The organism is Saccharopolyspora sp. NPDC049357 (genome assembly GCF_040677225.1).
Taxonomy (GTDB): Bacteria; Actinomycetota; Actinomycetes; order Mycobacteriales; family Pseudonocardiaceae; genus Saccharopolyspora.
In genome coordinates this window covers 23,869-41,281 of the sequence record NZ_JBFAQJ010000008.1, presented here as the reverse complement: position 1 = coordinate 41,281, position 17,413 = coordinate 23,869, and the positions used below count along the sequence as shown (strand labels likewise).

The window sequence follows — 17,413 nt, the reverse complement described above, 5'->3', positions numbered from 1 at the left end:
AGACGATGTGAAACGGATGATCGGCTTCGGACTTGTTTCGCATCGCTGATGCTGCGAGAGGACTGAGAATGGATCTCGGGACAGTGCTGAGCTGGACCGCCGAGCGGTACCCCGCCAGACGTGCGGTTGGCGGCGAGCTCTCGATGACCTACGCGGAGTGGGACGCCCGCACCAACCAGCTGGCTCGGGCCTTGGCCGAGCTCGGGGTCGGGCACGGCGACAGGGTCGTGTTCCTGCTCGCCGGTGGCGAACCGATGGCCTCGCTGCACCTGGCCGCGCAGAAGCTCGGAGCCGTCTCGGTTCCGCTGTCGTTCCGCTTCGGTGCTGACGAGCTCGCCTACTGCTTGTCCGATGCGGCACCGAAGTTGCTGGTCACCGATGAGTCCACGGTCGAGACCGCGAGCGCGGCGCTGCGACTCACCGAGCCCGTGCCGCACGCGCACGTCGGTGAAGGCGCTCCGGCCGGTGTCGCAGCGCTGCTGGAACTCGCCGCCGATCAGACCGAGAGCGCGATCGACGTGCAGGTCCGCGATTCCGACACGAGCGTCATGCTCTACACCTCCGGCACCACCGGGAGGCCGAAGGGCGTTCCGCGCACGCACCGGGCGGAGTTCCACGCCGCCGTCGCGCACCTGCACCAGAGCCGGTCGGCTCCCTTCGAGACGACCCTCGGTGTGATGCCCATGTTCCACACGATGGGCCTGCGCACCCTGCTCTCCAGCGTGGTCAGCGCCGGGACCTGGGTCCCGCAGGTCCGCTTCGACGCCGAGGAATCGCTGGAGCTGATCACCCGCGAGCGGGTCTCCGCGCTGTACCTGGTGCCCACGATCTACTGGAGCCTGCTGGGCACGGGCCGGCTGGGGGAGACCGGGGTCCGCAAGCTCGCCTACGCCGGGGCCGCGATGACGCCCGCGCTGGCGGAGTCGCTCGTCGACGCGCTCGAACCCGAGGTGTTCGTCAACCACTTCGGAAGCACCGAGATCTACACCTTCACCATCGGGCCGGACGTCGCGGCCAAACCGGGATGCGCCGGACGCCCCGGCGTGTTCACGCGGGTTCGCCTCGTCGACCCGCACCCGCAGGCCACGCCGGACGCGCTGGTCGGTGCCGGCGAGCAGGGGCAGATCGCGATCTCGATGGAGTCGCCGGAAGCGTTCGCCGGGTACTGGAACCGGCCCGACGCCGACGCGAAGTCCATCCGCGGCGGCTGGTACTTCCCCGGCGATCTCGCCGTCGCGGACGAGGACGGCGACCTGTGGGTGTCCGGACGGGTCGACGACATGATCAATTCGGGTGGAGAGAACATCTACCCCGACGAGATCGAGGACGCGCTGATCCGCTGCCCGGAGGTCGCCGACGTCGTGGTCGTCGGGATGCCGGACGACCGTTGGGGGCAGGCCGTCACCGCGTTCTTCGTCCCCGCCGCGGGACTGACCCCGCAGGACGCCGCCGCCTCGCTGAGCGCCTACATCCGTTCCGGCTCCGGGCTGCCGCCGCTCAAGCGGCCCAAGAAGGTGGTCGCGGTCGCCGAGGTCCCCAAGTCGGCGGTGGGCAAGATCCTGCGCCGCGAACTCGCCGGTGGCCGGTTCAACCCGCTGGCAGAGCTGTCCGCTGCTTCGATCGGATCGCGAAAGTGAGCACCTCGATGACCCCTGCACGCACCACGGCACGCATCGAGGACCCGGCCCTGCTGACCGGGCGCGGCCGGTTCCTCGACGACCTCGATCCGCTGCCCGGCACGTTGACCGCGGCGATCGTGCGCAGCCCGCACCCGCACGCCCGCATCCGCGGCGTCGACCTCACCCGAGCTCGCGCGCACCCCGGCGTGGCGGCGGTCATCGGACCCGGCGAGGTCCTCGAAGCGCTGAACCCGTTCCCGCTGTCGCTGAAGACGCCCATGCCGTACTACCCGACGGCGACCGATCGGGCGCGCTTCGTCGGCGAACCCGTGGCGGTCGTGGTCGCGGCCGACCGCTACGCAGCCGAGGACGCCGCCGAGCTGGTCGCGGTGGACTACGAACCGCTGCCGCCGGTGGTCGACGTCGAGGCCGCGTTGCGCCCCGAGGCGCCGCGGCTTCACGAGGACGCCGATGGCAACGTCGCCACCGACCGCACGTTCCACTTCGGTCCCGTGGACGAGCTCTTCGCCGCAGCCGATCACGTCGTCAGCGGCGAGTACCGGTTCCCGCGCTATTCGTCGACACCGATGGAGTGCTACTCGGTGATCGCCGAATGGCAGGACGAGGTGGACGGTCCGGCGATCGCGGCCTGGGCGAACTTCCACGGCCCGTTCTCGATGGTCCCGGTGATCGCGGGAGCGCTGGGCGTCCCGACCTCGCGGGTGCGGCTGATGATCCCCGCCGACAACGGCGGCAGCTTCGGCATCAAGGCCGGGATCTACCCCTACGTGGTGCTGATGGCGCTGGCCAGCAAGCACGCCGGACGGCCCGTGCGCTGGACCGAGGACCGCAGCGAACACCTGCTGGCCAGCTCGGCGGGTTCGGACCGGGCGATGCGCTTCGAAGCGGCGGTCAGCGCCGAGGGCAAGGTCCAGGCGCTGCGGGCGGATCTCGTCGACAACGTCGGCGCCTACCTGCGCCCGCCGGAACCGAGCACGCTCTACCGCTGCTTCGGCAACCTCACCGGCGCCTACGACGTCGAAGCCGTGCAGATCCGCTCGCGCGCGGTGGTGACCAACAAGACGCCGACCGGGCTCAACCGCGGTTTCGGCGGCCAGCAGCTCTACTTCGGGCTGGAGCGGCTGATGGACAAGATCGCCGCGACCTGCGGGGTCGACGCCGCCGAGATCCGCCAGCGCAACCTGGTGCAAGCCGACGCGTTCCCGTACCAGACGGCGACCGGCGGCATCTACGACTCGGGTGACTACCCGCAGGCCTTGGACATGGCGTTGAAGAACGCCGACTACCCGGCTCTTCGGCAGCGCCAGCGGGAGGCGCGGGAGCGCGGTGAGTACTTCGGCATCGGGCTGGCCACCATCGTCGACCCGTCGGCGACCAACATCGGGTACGTGGGACTGGCCACTCCGGCCGAAGAACGCCCACCGGGGCGCGGGAAGTCGGGTTCCACCGAGCACGTTCGGGTCAGCGTCGACGTCAACGGGGTCGTCTCGGTCCTGCTGGGCACCGTCCCGCAAGGCCAGGGGCACGCCACGGTCGCGCAGCAGGTCGTGGCCGACAGGCTCGGACTGCCGCTCGAGAAGGTCCGGCCAGTGGTGGAGATGGACACGGCCACCACTCCGTGGACGATCAGCTCCGGCAGCTACTCGTCGAGGTTCGCGCCGCTGCTGACCAGCGCGCTGGTCGAGGCCTGCGACCGGCTCGCCCGCACGATGCGGACGGCGGCCGGGTCGATGCTGGCACTGGATCCGGAGGAACTCGAACTCGCCGATGGGCGGATCCGGCACCGCGAGGACCACTCCAGAGCGGTGGAGTTCCGCCACGCCGCGGGCGTGGTGCACTGGGATCCCGGTTCATTGCCGGACGGCACCTCGGCTCGGTTGTACGAGGAGGCGGCCTTCACGCCGCCGCAGGCCAAGGCCGCCAGCCGGGACGACCAGATCAACTCCAGCCTGTGCTACGGCTTCGTCGCCGAGCTCGTGGTCTGCCGGATCGACCCGCAGACCTACGAGCTCACCCTGGAGCTGGTGTCCACAGTGCACGACGCGGGCACCATCCTGAACCCGGTGCTGCTGGAGGGACAGGTCCACGGCGCCCTGGCGCACGCCATCGGCGGCGCGATGTACGAGGAGATGCGCTACTCCGACAACGGCCAGCCCACCTCCGCGACGTTCATGGACTACCTGTGCCCGACCACAGCGGAGGTCGGCTACGAGCTGCGCAGCGACCACCTGGAAACGCCCTCGCCGCTGACCCGCCTCGGCGCCAAGGGCTGCGGCGAAGGCAGCTGCATGAGCCTGCCCGTGGCCATCGCCAACGCGGTCGCCGACGCGCTCGCGCCGTCCGGCGCCGACATCACCACGTTGCCGATCCACGGCGACGTGATCCACCGCCTGCTCACCGCGGCGACAACGGATGCCGCGGTGCTCGAAGGAACAGAAGGGGAGAACTGACGACATGGCCCTCACCGGAGGCGAGATCAAGCTGACCCGCGGCCACGACGGCCGGGTCGCGTACCTGACGCTTGACCACGGCAAGTTCAACATCATCACCTGGGAGACCCGGCAGGTCATGGCCGACCGGTTCGCCGAGATCGACGCCGACGACGACATCCAGGTCGTGGTCATCCGAGGCGAGGGCGAGCACTTCTCCTCGGGCGGCGACATCGCCGGCTTCATGGAGGTCGACCCGATCGACTTCACCGACCTCGGCCACAACGTGACCGCGCCCTCCCGCAGCTCCAAGGTCGTCATCACCGCCGTCGACGGCTACTGCTTCGGCGTCGGGTTCGAACTCGCGCTGTCCTCGGACATCCGCGTGGCGACCGAGCGCAGCCAGTTCGCGCTGCCCGAGATGAACCTCGGCATGATCCCGGGCTCCGGCGGAACGCAACGCCTCGCCCGGCTGATCGGGCTCTCCCGCGCCAAGTACCACGTGCTGACCGCGTCCCGGATCAACGCCGCCGACGCCAAGGACTGGGGACTGGTCGCTGACCTGGCCGCCGATCGAGCGGAGCTCGACGACAAGGTGGAGAAGCTCGTGACCAAGCTGGTCGGGTTCTCCCCGCTCGCCGCGCGCACCGCCAAGGAGGTCCTCGACCGCGGCGTCGACGCCCCGCTGTACAGCGGGATCGAGCTGGAGCGCAAGGCCTACGCGATGCTGCGCTCCAGCAAGGACTTCGCCGAAGGCGTGGCCGCGTTCAACGAGAAGCGCGCCCCGAAGTTCCAGGGGCGGTGAGGATCTAGATGAAGGCCGCACCTTTCGCGTACGCACGCCCCGCGGCGTTGTCAGACGCCGTTGCCGAACTCGTCGACGCCGACGGAGGCGGCAAGGTCATCGCCGGCGGGCAATCCCTGGTGCCGGTGCTGGCCATGCGGCTGGCGCGGCCGACCACCCTGGTGGACATCAACGCGGTCACCGGGCTCGACGCGCTGCGGACGGTCGGCGACCGGCTGGAGGTCGGCGCCACCGTCCGGCAGCGTCGCGTGGAGCACGCGCCCGAGTCCGCTCGGGTGCCGCTGCTGCGGCTCGCGCTGCCCTGGGTCGGGCACCGCGAACTGCGCAGCCGCGGCACGGTCTGCGGAAGCCTGGCGCACGCCGATCCGGCTGCCGAGCTCCCGGCGGTCGCCAGCTGCCTGGACGCGGAGCTGACGCTGACGGGTCCCGAAGGCGAACGCGCCGTTCGAGCCCGTGAGTTCTTCGACGGGGCGATGACGACCGCACTGCGCCCGGAGGACGTCCTGTCCGCGGTCTCCTTCCCCGTGGCCGGGCCGCGCGAGGGCTTCGGATTCGCGGAGATCGCGCGCAGGCACGGCGACTTCGCGTTGGCCGGAGTGGCAGCGCACGTCCGCGTCGACTACGCCGGCGGCGTGTCCGCCGCGACGATGACGGCCTTCGGCGTCTCCGACCGGCCCGTCACCCGTGACCTGACCAGCCTGGTCCGCACGACAGGTGGAGACCAAACCGAGCTGGCCGGTGCGCTCGACGACGTGGTGCGCGAGGTCGTCGACACCGACGGCGACGTGCACGCGTCGAACGGCTACCGGCGGCGCCTCCTGCGCGCGCTGGCGGCCCGGGAATTGGCCAAGGCGCACCGCCGCGCGGTGCGCGGCACAGCGGAGGTGGAATCATGACGAGCACTGAAGAACCCGTGCAGGAGGGCCTTCGACCGGTCTGCGCAGAAGCCGGCGAGACCGTCGAGGTGAGGTTCACCGTCAACGGCACACCCGCGGTGCTGAACCTCCCCGCCCGCGTCACGCTGGCGGACGCGCTGCGCGACCACCTGGGACTGACCGGGACCCACGTCGGATGCGAGCACGGGGTCTGCGGGATGTGCACCGTGCTGGTCGACGGCGAAGCCGCCCGCGCGTGCCTGCTGTTCGCCTGCCAGCTCGACGGCGCTGAGGTCGTCACCGTCGAGGGGCTCGGGCGCCCGGACGACCTGCACCCGCTGCAGGAGTCCTTCGGCCGGAACCACGCCCTGCAATGCGGTTTCTGCACCCCGGGCTTCCTGCTCAGCTCCTACGACCTGCTCAGCAACAAGCCCGAGGTCACCGACGAGGAGCTCCCCGCGGAGCTGTCCGGCGTGATCTGCCGCTGCACCGGATACCGGAACATCCTGACCGCCGTCTCCCAAACGCGCGCCGCGCACCCGGAGGGAATCCCCGAACCGGGCAACTGCGCCCGGCGGGCGTTGGTCGGCCGCTCCGGCGGACAGTCGGCGACGGTCGTCGAGGAACGCGCGGAACCTTCGGGCGAAGCCGACAGGAACGTGGAGATCGTGCTCCCCGAGGGAGACCCGACGATCGCGGTGCAGGTGGACACCGCCTTGGACGTGCCGTTCGACGAGGTGTGGCGCGTGCTCGACGACGTGCGCGTGCTGGCGGGATGCCTCCCCGGCGCGGAGCTCACCGAGGAACTCGGCGAGCAGCTCTACGCCGGACGGGCACGGGTCGCGGTCGGTCCCATCAAGCTCTCGTTCCACGGGATCGCCCGGGTGCTCGAACAGGACCGGGAAACCGGGACGATTCGCGTGCTCGCGCAGGGGCAGGACACCGGAGGGGCGCAAACCCAGGCCGACATCACGCTGCGGGCGCACGCCACCGCAGCGGGAACGGAGCTTCGCGCCGACGCAGCCGTGTACCTGACCGGCCGAATCGCCCAGTTCGGCCGAGCTCTCGCCGGTGACATCAGCCGACGCATGTTCGAGCAGTTCGCCGACTCGGTCCGGCAGGCCGCCACCACCGGAGAAGCACCGCAGCAGTCCAACGCCGCGCCGAGCGCGTTCCGCATGATGTTCGGCACCTTGCTGGACCGGATCAAGCGAATCGGCCGTCCCCGAGGTGGGAAGTGATGAAAACACCCCTCCAGCCGGTCAACCCGGCGACGCTCGAACCTCTGGAAATCGCAGAACAGGCCACGGACGCCGAGATCGGCGAAGCGGTGTCGGAAGCGACGCGCGCGATGCGCACCGGGTGGCCGCGAGATCACAGGCTCCGGGCGCAGTCCCTGAACGCCTGGGCGGACCTGCTCAGCGACCACAGCTCGGAACTCGCCGACGACCTGGTGCGAGAAACCGGGAAACCCATCGGTGAAGCGCGCAAGGAGGTCGCGGGCGCGATCGATTCCCTGCGGTTCAACGCCGGTCTCGCCAGGCTTCCGCTGGGCCGTGCCGCCGGTCTTCCCGACGGGAGCGAGGCGCACCTGGTGCGCGAACCGGTCGGCCCGACGGTGTTCATCACCCCGTGGAACTGGCCCGTGCTGCTGTTGCTGCGCGATCTGGCTCCGGCGTTCGCCGCCGGAGTGACGGCGCTCGTCAAGCCCGCCCCGCAGACCACGCACATCACCCGACGCGTGATCGCGCTCGGCCACCGGGCCGGAGTACCACCGGAGGTGCTCCACGTGCTCCCCGGTGACGCCGAGGTGGGCGCTGAACTCGTGGCCCACCCCGACACCAGAGCCGTCGCGATCACCGGCTCGACCGAGGCCGGGCAAGCGGTCATGCGCGCCGCTGCCGCCACCATGACCAGGCCGCTGCTGGAACTGGGCGGCAAGGCCTCGATGCTCGTGCTGGCGGACGCCGACCTGGAAGCCGCGGTGGAGGCGGCCGCCCGTGCCGCCGTGATCACGAGCGGCCAGATGTGCATGGCGTGCACCAGGATCCTCGTGCACGCGCGCCACGCGAAGGACGCCGAGGAACTGCTGCGCGAACGACTGGCCGCCTTGACGCCGGGAGATCCGAGGGACGAGAGCACCGATCTCGGTCCGCTGATATCCGAAGCCGCGGTGACCAAGGTCCTCAACGCCCTCGACCGCGCGCGTGAGGACGGTCGCGTCCTCGTCGGCGGGCAGCAGGTGCACCCCGACGGCCTGCCAGGTCATTTCCTCGCGCCCGCGCTCGTGTCCGAACTGGATCCGCGATCACCCGTGGTGCAGGAGGACATCTTCGGTCCGCTGCTGTCGCTGGAGGTCTTCGACTCCGACGAGGACGCGATCGAGTTGGCCAACTCCACGCCCTTCGGACTCGCCGCAGCGGTGTGGACGCGTGATCTCACGCGCGGCTTCGCCGTGGCGCGCGAGCTGCAGTCCGGAACCGTGTGGCTGAACGGGTACAACCACTCCTACGCCGAGATGCCCTCCGGCGGCGTGCGGATGTCCGGGATGGGCCGCACCCGCGGGGTCGAGGGCGTCGAGCAGTTCACCGAGCTCAAGCACGTGCACTTCCCGGTCGGGCTATAACCCGGGCCAATAGGAGCTATGCGCAACAGGTTCTGGCTGGGCCTCTCGCACCGGTCTAACTTCGCTCGTAGTTTCTCTGGCCGCAACGGAGCGGCGTTGGAGGGTTCCCTTGCAATCAGGTTGGTTAGTAGTTCTCATCGTCGCGGGCTACATCGCGTTGCTCGCCCTGATCAGCTTCCTGGCCGGGCGGTCGACACGCACCGCGTCAGGATTCACCAGCGGCGGCAAGAGCTTTCCCGCCGTCCTCATCGGATTCCTGCTCGCGTCCGAGTTCATCGGCACGAGCGCGAGCATCGGAACCGCGCAGGAGGCTTACGAATCCGGCATCTCGGCCGCGTGGAACATCGTCTCGCTGGGAATCGGTTTCGTGCTCTTCGCGTTCCTGCTGGCGCGCAAGTTCAGCGCGCTGGGGGAGAACACGATCTCCGGTGCCCTCGACCGCTACTACGGGAGGAGGGTGCGCACCGCGACGTCGCTGATCATGGTCTGCTCCTTGCTGATCGTCGCCGTCTCGGTCTACGCCAGCGGTGGTGCGATCCTGAGCGGACTCCTCGGCGTCGACCAGGACCTGGCCGTCGTCCTGGTCGGTGTGCTCGCCACGTTCTACGTGGTGGTGGGCGGCATGCGATCGGTCGTCTACACCAACGTCGTGCACGCGATCGTGAAGATGGCCGGGGTGGTCATCCTCGCGATCATCGGCGCTCAGCGCGCAGGCGGTGTGGACGGGCTGCGAGCGGCGCTGCCGCCGACGATGTTCTCCTGGCACGGAGTGGGTTTCGGGCAGATCTTCGCGTGGCTGATCGCCGGTGTCGGTGCCATCTTCGCGACCCAGTACGTCGTGCAGGCGATCACCACCGCAGGCAACGCCCACCGCGCGCAGCGAGCCGGGTTCTACTCGGCGCTGATCCTGGTTCCCTACGGTCTGCTCGCCGCGTTCATCGGCATGTGCAGCGCGGTGGTCTACCCGCACATCAAGAGCATCCAGGCCATGCCCGCGTTCGCCATGGACATCGACCCGGTCTTGGCCGGGATCGTCGTCGCCGGGCTCGCCGGCGCGATGTTCGGAACCATCGCGGCACTGGTCATCGGCGCTTCCACGCTGCTGCTCAAGGACTTCTACCAGCCGCACTTCAACGTCGCCGGGGACGACCGCCGCGACGTGCTGTTCCTCCGGGTGGCGACGGTGGTGACCGGCTTGGTGCCGATCGCGCTCGCGCTGTTCGCCACCGATGTGCTCACCGTGACCTTCCTGGCCAAATCGCTGCGCGCGGCACTGGCAGTGCTGGTGCTGCTGATGTTCTACGCGCCCCGGTACGGCACGAGGACCGGTGCGTTCTGGGCCATCGTGCTCGCGCTGCCGACCACCATCGGCTGGTTCCTGCTCGGTGACCCCTTCGGCATCGACAACGCCTACATCGCGGTCGCAACGCCCTTGCTGGTGATGACCTGCACCCACCTCACATCGGGCCGGTCGAAGACCGTCCCGGCGGTCACCGGGGAGAAGATATGACGAACAACGCCCTGCCCGTCGGCGCTGATCTGCGCGGCTGGCTGGACCACCTGCAGGCGACCGGACGCCTGTCCGCGGCCAGGCCGGGAGCGGACCTGCGGTTCGAGCTGTCCGGAATCGCCAGCCGGCTCGACGGCGACCGCGCGGTGCTCTTCGGGAAGCCCGGCGGGAAGGACGTCACCGTCGTGTCCGGGCTGCTGTCGCGCCGCGAATGGATGGCAGAAGCGCTCGGGGTCGACGAGACCGAACTCATCGACCGCTTCCAGCAGGCGTGCCAGGACCCCGTTCCGTGGACCGAGGTCGAGCACGCCCCGTGCCAGGAGGAGGTGATCCGAGAGGTCGACCTCGGCTCGTTGCCCGTTCCCACGCACAACGAGCACGACCACGGCCCGTACATCACCGCGGGCCTGCTCATCGCCCGCAACCCGACGACCGGGTCCCAGAACGTGTCCATCCACCGCCTGCAGGTCAGCGGGCCGGACCGGCTCGGGGCCCTCCTGCTGCCCAGGCACACGGCCGCGTTCTTCGGACAGGCCGAAGCAGCGGGAACCGACCTGGAGGTGGCGATCGCCATCGGCGTCGACCCGCTCACCTTGATGTCCTCGCAGGCGGCGGTACCGATCGACCACGACGAACTGGAGATCGCCGGGGCGCTGCGCGGCAGCCCGCTGCCGGTGACCAAGGCGGTCACCAACGAGGTCCGGGTTCCCGCCGACGCGGAGATCGTGCTGGAAGGCAGGCTGCTCGCCGATGTCCGGGAGCCGGAGGGGCCGTTCGGCGAATTCCCCCAGTACTACGGCCCTCGCGCCGACCGCCACGTGGTGCGCATCGACGCGATGACGCATCGCCGAGACCCGATCTACCACACCGTCGTCGGCGGCGGGTTGGAACACCTGCTGCTGGGGTGCATTCCGCGTGAAGGCTCGTTCCTGGCGCACCTGAGGCAGAACTTCCAGTGCGTGCGGGCGGCGCACCTGCCGCGCGGCGGTGTGTGCCGCTACCACCTCTACGTGCAGGTCCGCGATCCCGAACCCGGCGAGGTGAAGAACCTGATCCTCGCGGCGCTGGGCGCGCACTACGACATCAAGCACGTGACGGTGGTCGACTCCGATGTGGACGTGTTCGACCCCGACGAGGTCGAGTGGGCCGTCGCCACCCGCTTCCAGGCCGATCGCGATCTGGTGCTCGTCGGTGGCGCGCAGGGATCACGACTCGATCCGTCCACAACGGACGGCGTTGGGGCGAAGATGGGTCTCGACGCGACGATTCCGCCTGTCGACGACGAAGACCGGTTCACCAGGATCCGCGTTCCGGGGGCGGAGGAGATCGACCTGGAACGCGCAGTGACCCCCGCGCCGGCGAACTGGCGCTCCGCACCCTGACCCGACCGAGGTCGCCCGAACCTCTTTCCGCACCACCACACCAACAGACCTCGATGAGGAGGTGGACATGTCCACTGCGAACACCGGACTGTCCAGAAGAGCCACGCTGTACGCGAGTTTCGCCTCGGTAGCGGGGTGGGCGTTCGACCTGTTCGATCTGTTCATCCTGCTCTACGTCGCCAGCACCGTCGGCGATCTGATCTTCCCGGTGGCGAGCCCGACCTTGAGCCTCGCCGCGGTCTACGCCTCGTTCGCGGTGAGCGTGCTGCTCCGCCCGGCCGGAGCGGCGATCTTCGGAGCTGTCGCCGACCGCAACGGACGCAAGCAGACGATGGTCATCGTGCTGGCGGGCGTGGGGTTGTCCACCGCGGCGATGGGTGCCGTGCCGACCTACGCGGCGGCCGGTATCGCCGCACCGCTGCTGTTCCTGGCGCTGCGCCTGGTGCAGGGCGTGTTCGTCGGCGGTGTCGTGGCAGCGACGCACACCCTGGGCACCGAGAGCGTCGGGCAGCGCTGGCGAGGCCTGATGTCCGGGCTGATCGGTGGCGGCGGCGCGGGCATCGGTGCGGCTCTGGCCAGCGGTGTCTTCATCCTGGTCAGCGCGATCTTCCCAGGCGAGCAGTTCAACGTCTGGGGGTGGCGCGTCATGTTCTTCGCCGGGCTGATGGCGGCGTTGATCAGCTTCTTCGTGCTCCGCGGGGTCGAGGAATCGCCGCTGTGGAAGGCGCAGCAGCAGGCTCCCGGTCCGAAGACGCGCTTCACCGACCTGGCCCGTGGTGGCAGGGGAGGTCTGCTCGTGCTGAACCTGGTGCTGGTCTCCGGCGCCGGTTCGCAGTACTACCTGACCTCCGGTTTCCTCCCGACCCTGCTGGGCAAGGTCAGCGGGGTCGCCCAGAGCGCCCAGGGCACGATCCTGCTGGTCTCGAGTCTGGGAGTGATCGTTGCCGCGGTCGCCGCGGGAGAGCTCAGCGAGCACTTCGGCCGGCGGCGCACGATGCTGGTGATCGGCTCGTTCAACCTCGTGGCTCTGCCCTTGCTGGTGTGGCTGATCACGAGCACCGATCCGACGAGCACCGGCCTGATCATGTTCTACGCATCGGCCCTGGCCTTCTTCGCCAACGCCGCCTACGCCCCGGTCCTGGTGTTCCTCAACGAGCGCTATCCGACGGCGCTGCGAGGGCGGGGGACCGCGATCTGCTGGAACCTCGGCTTCATGATCGGTGGTCTGATGCCGAGCTTCGTCAACCTCGCCAGCCCGGAGCTGGCGGACGTGCCCGGTCGGCTCATGGTGTTCCTGTTCGTGATGGTCCTGGTCTTCATCGTCGCGGGGGTGCTGAGCCCGGAGACCCGCGGCGCCATGAACGCTGAGGAGACCGAGCGACGAGCGGTGCAGCCCGCGGTGGAATGAGAGTTCCGTCGTCGCACGAAAGACGGGCGGTCCCGGCGATGCTGGGACCGCCCGCGCTTCCTAGGACGTCGTGGGCTCGCGCGGTCGTCCGCGCGAGCTCAGGCGGTGGTGTCGGCCAGAGCCGGGCTGCCGTGCGGCGTGGTGGCGTCGAGCCATTGGGCGAGGCGGGCCGGAGGCCGTCGAGCTCGTCCGCGCAGAAGCCTCGACGAACATCGATACTGCGGGTGTGGAGTATTTGCCTGTGTAATAATACCGGCTTGTGGAGTTGCGTTGGCTGGAATCGTTCGTGGCCGTGGTCGACCACGGTGGCTTTCAGCAGGCCGGGGTTGAGCTCGGGCTTTCTCAACCGACCGTCAGCAGCCACATCAAGGATCTGGAGGGTTCGCTCGGGGTTCTTCTGGTCGATCGCCGTACGCGCCCGGTGCGTCTCACGCCTGCGGGATCCGGATTCATCCGGCACGCTCGTCTCATACTCGGAGAAGTTGACTCCGGCCTGCAGCATCTGCGCAGGGTCGCCAAGCCACAGACGCGGGGAGTCGTCACCATCGCCACGTATCCGAGCGCATCTGCCGGTTATCTTCCTCGTCTTCTCAGCCTTGCTCGCGAGACGTACCCGGAAATTGAGATCGTGCTCGAGGAGATGGCGGGCGGCGAGATGGAGAGCGCCGCGGACTCCGGCCGATTCGACGTCTTCCTCCGGCAGGCCGAACCGCCGCTGTCGCCGCGCAGGTTCGGTATGGAATTTCTCTGGAAGGAGAAGTTCCTGATCGTCGTTCCCCGAGATCACCCTTGGGCGGAGGAGCCTGAGAAGCCGCTCGATCCGCAGAAGATCGTGCATGCGCGGGTGATCATGACGGGCCGCTTCCAGCCGGAGACGCTTCTCGGACATCCGCTTTGGCGTGACCTCGGTGGGTATCCCGAGGTGGCGCACTCGGTGCGGCATCCGCAGTCGCTTCTCGCCCTGGTGGAAAGCGGTGCGGGTATCGGGCTGACCACTGAGCTGCCCGTTGCGGTGTCTCGAAACCATGATGTGGTGCTGCGAACAATCGACCACGTCTCCGCCGTGCGCGAGGTCTACGTGAATTGGTCGCTGGCACGGGCCTTGACGGATCAAGCGAATGCGATCGTTGCCCTGATGCGCGCGAACCCCACGCCTGTGCCGATAGCGGCGGAGGAACGGTAGCGGACGAGTCGCCGCATCGGTGATCCCACGTGACCGGCCCCGGTCTCAGGTGCGAGACGGGGCCGGTCACGTCTTGGTAATGCGCGATCAGGCATCGCCGGTGCGGGCGTCCTGACTCTCCGCTTCGGCCTTGCCTGCTCGCGTGTAGGTCCGGAGGTAGGCGAAGATCCCCGCAAATCCCGCGATGACGCAGACGGGATCGAGAAGTGCCGTGCCCGCGAACATCACGACCTCCGGATCGCCGAGGGCGATGCCGGCGACCTGGGTGAATGTGACGGCTGCTCCGCCGAGAACCAGAACGATGATGCAGATGCGGGATGCCGTGGATAGGAGCGTGCTCATGGCCTTTCCTCCTGCGCTGTCTCAGGGCACCCAGACGGCGCCGACCGCGATGAGCACGCCGAGTGCGAAAGTGGGGACCAGGTAGTAGAGGACTACGGGTTTGAACGTCTTCACGGGGTTGCACTCGGCGATGCCGGAAGCGACGTAGAGCGGTGCCGCGCCCGGAGGGGATGCGCTTTCTGACGCGGCCCACACGATGATCGCTGCGTAAGCCGGTGCCGGAGCGACCCCGACAGCGGTCAGTGCCGCGTAACCGACGCCGCCCACCGCGGCGACCGTTCCGGTTGAGTTGAGCGGTCCGGCCACGATGATGATGAGAAAACCGACGATGATCGCGGCCAGAACTGCGGGGACGCCCCCAGCTGCTCGAGGAGCGGTGCGAGCTGCTCGCCGAGCCCGAGGTTGGAGATGACCTCCGAAGCCGAGAACGCGGAGATCATGGTGACAGCGACCAAGCCGAGGTTCGGACTGACCTCTCCGAGGAACTTCCACCACGCCACACCGGTCTTGGGGAGGAGCTTGCGACCAACGATGAGCCCCGGGATCAACATGGCGACGGGTAGCCAGAAGAGCACCGGGATCGTGTCGGCGGCTTCTGAGCCGATGCGCTCGGTCACCGCTTCACCGCTCGCTCCACTGGTCGCCAGGATGGGAACAGCGATCGCGAGAAGGACGACGAAGGATGACCAGCCGACCGCGAGCGTTTTCGAGAGCGGTTTGATATCCGTCGCGGACATGGCCCCGACACCACGATTGCGGATCAGGAAGTAGGCAGCGATGAGCCGCGAGAGCAGGAACCAGATCGCGGCGATGAATGCGGTGAGGATGACGTCGTCGGCCGCGAGCTGTCCGACGACGGTGGGTGCCGCGAGCAGCAAGAAGAACGATCCGCTGAAGGGGAAGACAGCTCCGATGCCGGCGTTGCCGCCGAGGACGGTTGCTGCGGTTTCTCCTGAGGCGCGGGACCGTTTCATCCAGGGGATGGTGATGGACCCGACGGTCGCGGCAGTGGCGGCGCCGTTGTGAGCCACCGCGCCGAAGAGCGCGGAGCCCAGTGTCGCCGCGTAGACCGATCCGCCTCGGATTCGGCCGATCATCGAGCTGAGCACGTCCACGATTCGTTGAACGATGCCGGTGCGAACCAGGAGCTCACCGAGCACCACGAAGGCGAGCGCAGCGTAAGTGACTTCATTGGTGAGACCGTCGGTGAGCCCGGCCCAGAGGGCGGAGAAGAAGTCGGTCCCCGCGAACAGGGCGGTCACCACGAACCCGATGAACATCGACTCGCCGATGTTGCGCTTGAAGGCAACGTTCCAGATCACGATCGCGCAGATGAAAGCCGCGAGTGCGAGTACGCCGGTGTATTCGCTCATCCGTCAGCCCAGACGCTCGTTGTACGAACTGATCGCTTCCTCGTCGAACTCGATCCCGATGCCGGGACGGTCGCTGAGGACGACGTTCCCGTCCGCGTACCGGAGGCGGGTCTCCTCGGTGAGGAGCCGCTCGAAGTTGTAGATGTCCTTGTCGAGCAGAAAGTGCTCGACGACCATGGTGTTGGTCGATGCTGCCGCGAGCTGCGCGTGCACGTTGGCGTGCCAGTGCGGTGCTAATGGCAGTCCGAACGTCTCGGCGGTGAAGGCGACCTTGAGGTACTCGGTGATGCCACCGACGACCCCCACGTCCACCTGGAGGATGTCCGCGGCGCGCTGCTCGATGATCTGGCGGAAGTCCCAGCGAGTCTGATGGATCTCGCCGGTGGCGATGGGTGTGTCCACTCGGCGGACCAGGTCGGCGTGGCCCGCCACGTCGTCCGGGGAAAGCGCCTCTTCGTACCACCAGATCTGGTGATCGCCTGCCGCCCGTTCGAAGGCGCGGATGGCCGCGAGCGCCTCCGGGACCGTGCGGTAAGCGTTGTTGGCGTCGATCGAGAGGCGTCCGCTGTTGCCGATGACGTCGAACGCTGCGGTGATCCGAGCCGCGTCCTCGGCGACCGGCAGTCCGCCGACCTTGATCTTGTGGTCGGTGAAGCCGTGCTCGCGGTTGAGCTCGATCTCCCGGATCACCGATGTGACCGGGTTGTCGTCGCCCGCGAGGTAGTAGCCGCCCGACGCGTAGGCGGGGACTGGGCGGTGGACGTCGCCACCGAGGTAGGTGGCCAGCGGCAGCCCAACTTCCTTGGCCTTCGCGTCCCACAGCGCGACGTCCACTGCGGACAGCGCGCGAATCAGGAGACCTCGACGACCGGCGAGAAGTCCTTCTTGATAAACCCGTGCCCAAATCCCGGAAGTGTCGTGGGCGTCCTCGCCGATGATGAGCGGAGCGATGATGTCGTCGACGCTTTTGACCAGAGTGTCGCCTCCGACCGTTCCTGAGTACGCGTACCCGACGCCCTCGATGCCACTTTCAGTGCGTACTGAGACGAGGAGGTAGTGGCGGGCCCGAATTTCTCGGGTGGCGATACGAGTGGGAACCGCGAGCGGCACGCCGACATTGCGCGCGGACACGGAGACGATCTTCATGGAATTCCTTTGGTGGTTGGTTTCTCTTCCGGGGTCGTAGCGCGCAGCAATCGGCCACGAATTCTTGTCGCGCTCAGAATGGATCGCTGAAGCTTGCGGCGAGTTCGTGGCGGGACGCCCAAAATGCAGATCAACCTTCCGGTAATCGGCATTGACCGACTGCGTCCCTATACGGCCATTCTGCGTTGCTCCATTCGCTGTACCCGCTGCGAATGCAGTTTGGCAGAGGCCAAACCATGGCACAAGATGATAATATCAATGATATTTATCAGGAATCAGAATACTAGCCGCCGCTACCTTTGGATGACACGACCTCGCAGAAGGGGATTGCTATCGGCCTCAGGGGTTGAGCGGGTGCACGCGGCTTCGCGTGCTCGCCTGTGTTCGGATGCCCCGGCCCAGGCCTTTTCGGCAGGTGCGGAGGATTTGGCGGTTTGCTGGTGCGTTTCGGGCCGTGGTGGCAGCGGGTGCAGGTCACGGTCACGGTGCCCGTGAGTTCGTCGCCTCGCCTGATCCGTTCTGCGGGGACCTGTTCGAGGTCTTTCGGCCTGGGTCTGGTTCACAGCCGTGCGATTACGCAGGTCGGGTCGTGGCAGCCGGTTGCGAGGACGGCCGGAGGCTCCCGGGGCAAACTGCACAGGTCCGTTGGTAATTATCCCCTGTTCGGGGCTGGTGCGGTGGAGGACGTTGGGGG

The 17,413-nt window shown here is 68.2% G+C and carries 14 protein-coding genes; 10 read left to right on the top strand and 4 right to left on the bottom strand.

Annotation, left to right across the window (positions count from 1 at the left end; translation table 11 throughout):
* Nucleotides 1-68 precede the first annotated feature (68 nt).
* The 10 genes from AB0J91_RS09175 to AB0J91_RS09130 all read left to right on the top strand — a co-directional run bounded on the left by AB0J91_RS09175 (nucleotide 69) and on the right by AB0J91_RS09130 (nucleotide 13,858).
* Nucleotides 69-1,637, top strand: a complete 1,569-nt coding sequence (locus tag AB0J91_RS09175) for a class I adenylate-forming enzyme family protein (protein ID WP_363865725.1) — start codon at nucleotides 69-71, stop codon at nucleotides 1,635-1,637.
* Between the two features lie 8 nt (nucleotides 1,638-1,645).
* Nucleotides 1,646-4,090 (top strand): xanthine dehydrogenase family protein molybdopterin-binding subunit, encoded by a 2,445-nt coding sequence (locus AB0J91_RS09170; protein WP_363865723.1) that lies wholly within the window; start codon nucleotides 1,646-1,648, stop codon nucleotides 4,088-4,090.
* A 4-nt stretch (nucleotides 4,091-4,094) separates the two neighbouring features.
* A complete protein-coding gene (locus tag AB0J91_RS09165; protein ID WP_125089099.1) occupies nucleotides 4,095-4,874 on the top strand; it encodes an enoyl-CoA hydratase/isomerase family protein in 780 nt (259 codons plus the stop codon).
* Nucleotides 4,875-4,882: 8 nt separating this feature from the next.
* Nucleotides 4,883-5,770, top strand: a complete 888-nt coding sequence (locus AB0J91_RS09160) for an FAD binding domain-containing protein (RefSeq protein ID WP_363865721.1) — start codon at nucleotides 4,883-4,885, stop codon at nucleotides 5,768-5,770.
* Nucleotides 5,767-6,990, top strand: coding sequence for a 2Fe-2S iron-sulfur cluster-binding protein (locus AB0J91_RS09155; RefSeq protein WP_363865719.1), 1,224 nt, complete (start codon nucleotides 5,767-5,769; stop codon nucleotides 6,988-6,990). The genes AB0J91_RS09160 and AB0J91_RS09155 overlap by 4 nt, the downstream gene beginning before the upstream one ends.
* Nucleotides 6,990-8,375, top strand: coding sequence for an aldehyde dehydrogenase family protein (locus AB0J91_RS09150; RefSeq protein WP_363865717.1), 1,386 nt, complete (start codon nucleotides 6,990-6,992; stop codon nucleotides 8,373-8,375). The genes AB0J91_RS09155 and AB0J91_RS09150 overlap by 1 nt, the downstream gene beginning before the upstream one ends.
* Nucleotides 8,376-8,484: 109 nt before the next feature.
* Nucleotides 8,485-9,885 (top strand): sodium:solute symporter family protein, encoded by a 1,401-nt coding sequence (locus tag AB0J91_RS09145; RefSeq protein ID WP_363865715.1) that lies wholly within the window; start codon nucleotides 8,485-8,487, stop codon nucleotides 9,883-9,885.
* Entirely contained in the window at nucleotides 9,882-11,267 is a 1,386-nt protein-coding gene (locus tag AB0J91_RS09140; RefSeq protein ID WP_363865713.1) for a UbiD family decarboxylase, read from the top strand. Before AB0J91_RS09145 ends, AB0J91_RS09140 begins: the two co-directional genes overlap by 4 nt.
* A 67-nt stretch (nucleotides 11,268-11,334) precedes the next feature.
* Nucleotides 11,335-12,675: an MFS transporter gene (locus tag AB0J91_RS09135; protein ID WP_363865711.1), complete on the top strand. Its 1,341-nt coding sequence runs from the start codon at nucleotides 11,335-11,337 to the stop codon at nucleotides 12,673-12,675.
* A 259-nt stretch (nucleotides 12,676-12,934) separates the two neighbouring features.
* The gene (locus tag AB0J91_RS09130; protein WP_363865709.1) at nucleotides 12,935-13,858 is read left to right on the top strand and encodes a LysR family transcriptional regulator; all 924 of its coding nucleotides are present in this window, start codon (nucleotides 12,935-12,937) and stop codon (nucleotides 13,856-13,858) included.
* Between the two features lie 87 nt (nucleotides 13,859-13,945).
* Here the strand turns inward: AB0J91_RS09130 and AB0J91_RS09125 are convergent, their stop codons facing one another.
* The 4 genes from AB0J91_RS09125 to AB0J91_RS09110 are packed head-to-tail and all read right to left on the bottom strand — an operon-like array spanning nucleotide 13,946 to nucleotide 16,962.
* Nucleotides 13,946-14,200, bottom strand: a complete 255-nt coding sequence (locus tag AB0J91_RS09125) for a hypothetical protein (protein WP_363865707.1) — start codon at nucleotides 14,198-14,200, stop codon at nucleotides 13,946-13,948.
* Nucleotides 14,201-14,221: 21 nt separating this feature from the next.
* Nucleotides 14,222-14,506, bottom strand: a complete 285-nt coding sequence (locus AB0J91_RS09120) for a TRAP transporter large permease subunit (RefSeq protein ID WP_363865705.1) — start codon at nucleotides 14,504-14,506, stop codon at nucleotides 14,222-14,224.
* A complete protein-coding gene (locus AB0J91_RS09115; RefSeq protein WP_363865703.1) occupies nucleotides 14,440-15,573 on the bottom strand; it encodes a TRAP transporter large permease subunit in 1,134 nt (377 codons plus the stop codon). The genes AB0J91_RS09120 and AB0J91_RS09115 overlap by 67 nt, the downstream gene beginning before the upstream one ends.
* Nucleotides 15,574-15,576: 3 nt before the next feature.
* A complete protein-coding gene (locus AB0J91_RS09110) occupies nucleotides 15,577-16,962 on the bottom strand; it encodes a mandelate racemase/muconate lactonizing enzyme family protein (RefSeq protein WP_363865701.1) in 1,386 nt (461 codons plus the stop codon).
* Nucleotides 16,963-17,413 lie beyond the last annotated feature (451 nt).

What these genes read in the sequence shown, in the direction of transcription:
- AB0J91_RS09175 (WP_363865725.1), top strand. Translation starts at nt 69, where the DNA reads ATGGATCTCGGGACAGTGCTGAGCTGGACCGCCGAGCGGTACCCCGCC.
- AB0J91_RS09170 (WP_363865723.1), top strand. Translation starts at nt 1,646, where the DNA reads ATGACCCCTGCACGCACCACGGCACGCATCGAGGACCCGGCCCTGCTG.
- AB0J91_RS09165 (WP_125089099.1), top strand. Translation starts at nt 4,095, where the DNA reads ATGGCCCTCACCGGAGGCGAGATCAAGCTGACCCGCGGCCACGACGGC.
- AB0J91_RS09160 (WP_363865721.1), top strand. Translation starts at nt 4,883, where the DNA reads ATGAAGGCCGCACCTTTCGCGTACGCACGCCCCGCGGCGTTGTCAGAC.
- AB0J91_RS09155 (WP_363865719.1), top strand. Translation starts at nt 5,767, where the DNA reads ATGACGAGCACTGAAGAACCCGTGCAGGAGGGCCTTCGACCGGTCTGC.
- AB0J91_RS09150 (WP_363865717.1), top strand. Translation starts at nt 6,990, where the DNA reads ATGAAAACACCCCTCCAGCCGGTCAACCCGGCGACGCTCGAACCTCTG.
- AB0J91_RS09140 (WP_363865713.1), top strand. Translation starts at nt 9,882, where the DNA reads ATGACGAACAACGCCCTGCCCGTCGGCGCTGATCTGCGCGGCTGGCTG.
- AB0J91_RS09135 (WP_363865711.1), top strand. Translation starts at nt 11,335, where the DNA reads ATGTCCACTGCGAACACCGGACTGTCCAGAAGAGCCACGCTGTACGCG.
- AB0J91_RS09125 (WP_363865707.1), bottom strand. Translation starts at nt 14,200, where the DNA reads ATGAGCACGCTCCTATCCACGGCATCCCGCATCTGCATCATCGTTCTG.
- AB0J91_RS09115 (WP_363865703.1), bottom strand. Translation starts at nt 15,573, where the DNA reads ATGAGCGAATACACCGGCGTACTCGCACTCGCGGCTTTCATCTGCGCG.